This is a genomic window from Muricoccus harenae (assembly GCF_009848505.1).
GTDB lineage: Bacteria > Pseudomonadota > Alphaproteobacteria > Acetobacterales > Acetobacteraceae > Roseomonas > Roseomonas harenae.
In genome coordinates this window covers 1-2,893 of the sequence record NZ_WWDL01000082.1, presented here as the reverse complement: position 1 = coordinate 2,893, position 2,893 = coordinate 1, and the positions used below count along the sequence as shown (strand labels likewise).

General features: G+C 69.4%; 3 protein-coding genes. All 3 read left to right on the top strand.

What is annotated here, in order from left to right:
- Positions 1-71: 71 nt before the first annotated feature.
- Positions 72-818, top strand: a complete 747-nt coding sequence (dapB, locus tag GSE44_RS24945; RefSeq protein ID WP_268893702.1) for a 4-hydroxy-tetrahydrodipicolinate reductase — start codon at positions 72-74, stop codon at positions 816-818.
- A gap of 97 nt (positions 819-915) precedes the next feature.
- A complete protein-coding gene (locus GSE44_RS24940; RefSeq protein ID WP_159351520.1) occupies positions 916-1,509 on the top strand; it encodes a lipid-binding SYLF domain-containing protein in 594 nt (197 codons plus the stop codon).
- 79 nt (positions 1,510-1,588) lie between these two features.
- Positions 1,589-2,632, top strand: a complete 1,044-nt coding sequence (locus tag GSE44_RS24935) for an Ldh family oxidoreductase (protein WP_159351519.1) — start codon at positions 1,589-1,591, stop codon at positions 2,630-2,632.
- The last annotated feature ends 261 nt before the right edge of the window (positions 2,633-2,893 follow it).

Below are 2,893 nucleotides of genomic sequence, written 5' to 3'. Positions count from 1 at the left end.
ACCACCCCACTTCCCCCCGCCCCCGTTCCGCCCCAAAACGGCACGCACCATAAACGGGGGAGAACAGCAGCGTGGCATCCATCGGCATCTTCGGCATCACCGGCCGCATGGGCCGCCTGCTGAGCGAGGAAACCACCGCCGCCGGCGCCACCCTCGCCGGCGGCACCTCCCGCTCCACCCCGGGCACCACCCCGGACACCCTCGCCGCCTCCGCCGACGCCCTCATCGACTTCACCAACGCCGAAACCGCCACCACACACGCCGAAGCCGCCGCCCGCGCCGGCAAACCCCTCATCCTCGGCACCTCCGGCCTCAACGCGGCCCAGGAAGCCGCCATCGCCGAACTCGCGCGCCAGATCCCCATCGTCTACGCCGCCAACTTCGCCCCGGGCGTGAACCTGGCCATCGCCATCGCCGAACGCCTCGCCGCCGCCCTCCCCGGCGAAACCTACGACGCCGAAATCGTCGAAACCCACCACCGCCAGAAAGTCGACGCCCCCTCCGGCACCGCCATCGCCCTCGGCCGCGCCGTCGCCGCCGGCCGCAACACCACCCTCGAACAAGCCGGCATCGAATCCGGACGAGACGGCCACACAGGCCCCCGCAAGACCGGCGCCATCGGCTTCGCCGCCCTCCGCGCCGGACAGGTGGTGGGCGAACACACCCTCCTCTTCGCCTCCGCCTCCGAACACATCAGCCTCACCCACCGCTCCTTCGACCGCCGGGTCTACGCAACCGGCGCCGTCCGCGCCGCCCTCTGGGCCACCACCCAACCCCCGGGGCTCTACGGAATGAAACACGTCCTGGGCATGGCCTGACGCAACCCCGCTCGGGCGCGAAAACCAAACGCCCCGCGCGCGTTCCGCCGGAACGGAAGCCCCGCAACCCACGGGGCACGAACCGGACAGCAACGCCATGACCGAAAGAACCAACCCCACCACCCGCCGCAACCTCACGGCCCGCATCCTCCCCGCCACGGCACTCGCCCTGGCGGCCACAACCACAACCCTCCTCCACCCGAAACCCGCCCAGGCCGCCACCGCCGCCGAAATCGACGCGGACGTCGCGGCCGCCCTCACCCGCCTCCGCAACCTGGACAACACGCGGCCCCTCTTCGCCCAGGCCCGCGCCGTCCTCGTCTTCCCCCGCATCATCCAGGGCGGCTTCATCGTCGGCGGCCAATACGGCGAAGGCGCCCTCCTCCAGGGCGGCAACACCCGCGGCTACTTCAACATCGCGGGCGTCTCCCTCGGCTTCCTCGCCGGCGCCCAGGCCTCCGGCCTCGCCATGTTCTTCATGACCGACGAAGCCCTGAACGCCCTCATGCGCGCGGATGGCTGGGAGATCGGCACCGGCCCCAGCGTGGTCGTGCTGGACCGTGGCCTCCAGGCCAACATCACGGCCACCACCCTGCGGGAGCCCGTCTACGCCATCACCTTCAACCAGGAAGGCCTCATGGCGGCCCTGGCCCTCAACGGCACCAAGATCACGCGCATCAATCCGTCCTGACAGGAATCGGGAGCCTCGGCCCCCGGACCCCCGACCGGGGGGTGGACGCACCCCCCGGACCCCGCGATCTAATAGCGAGATGGAAAACGTCCTCACAATTCCCGCCGATCTCCTGCACCGGCAGCTCACCACCGTCTTCACCACCTGGGGCATGTCCCAGGACGACGCGGACATCACCGCCACCATCATGGTCGAAACCGACCTGAGTGGCGTGGACTCCCACGGCGTCGGCATGCTCCCCCACTACCAGAAGCTCCTGCGCGAAGGCCGCCTCGACCCCCGCGCCACCCCCACCGTCACGCGGGACAACGGCCCCGCCATCCTTTTCGACGGCAACAAGGCGATGGGCCACGTCCCCGCCCACCAGGCCATCCGCGCGGCGATGGAAAAGGCCAGGCAGCACGGCATCGGCGTGGCAGGCGTCGCCAACTCCAACCACTACGGCGCCGCCGGCTGGTACGCCCGCATGGCGGCGGAAGAAGGCCTCGTTGCCATCTCCCTCACCAACGCCAGCCACCTCCTCGTCCCCGTGCGCGGCACACAACCCGCTCTCGGCACCAACCCCCTCGCCTTCGCCGTCCCCACGAAGGACAAATCCCGCCCCGTCTTGCTGGACATGGCCACCACCACCGTCGCCTATGGCAAGGTCAACATCGCCCGCCGCGCCGGGAAACCCCTCCCCGCCGGCTGGGCCATCAACGAACACGGCGGCCCCGAAACCGACTCACAAAAGGCCTTCGAAGCCCGCCGCCTCGCCCCCCTCGGCGGCACCCGCGAACTCGGCGCCCATAAGGGCTACGGCCTGGCGCTCATGGTCGAAATCCTCTGCGCCACCCTCACCGGCTCCGGCAGCGCCATGCGCGAAACCGGCCACTTCTTCCTCGTGCTGGACCCGACCGCCTTCCGGGAGCGCGAAGACTTCCAGAACGACCTGGAAGACCTCCTCGCCCGCCTCCGCGCCAACACCCCAGCCGACCCTGCATACCCCGTCCTAATCCCCGGTGACCCGGAGCACGAGGTAACCGAGCAGCGACAGCGTGATGGAATTCCTATGGTGCGGACGCTGGTAGAGGAGGTGCGGGCGGTGTGTGCGGAGAGTGGGGCCCCTTTCATTCTCCCATGACCTAACCAGCCAACAGCTCCTCGTTGTAGCCGGGACATTCTCCACTGTCTCAGGTGCTTCGCTGCTAGTGTTCCGAACCAGAAATTCGTTCTTGTATACGGCCCTTGTAGGGTGAGAGGCTTCTCGGCCAGTCTAGGAGGTCGGGATGGGACGTCGGGCGGTTGCGCTTGAGCTGAGTGAAGCGGAACGAGCCGAGCTTGCGGCGCTGGCGGCCCGGCGCAGCACGGCCCAGGCGCTGGCTGCGCGGGCTCGCATCGTGCT

Coding starts and splice junctions, on each gene's coding strand:
- GSE44_RS24940 (WP_159351520.1), top strand. CDS start 916: ATGACCGAAAGAACCAACCCCACCACCCGCCGCAACCTCACGGCCCGC.
- GSE44_RS24935 (WP_159351519.1), top strand. CDS start 1,589: ATGGAAAACGTCCTCACAATTCCCGCCGATCTCCTGCACCGGCAGCTC.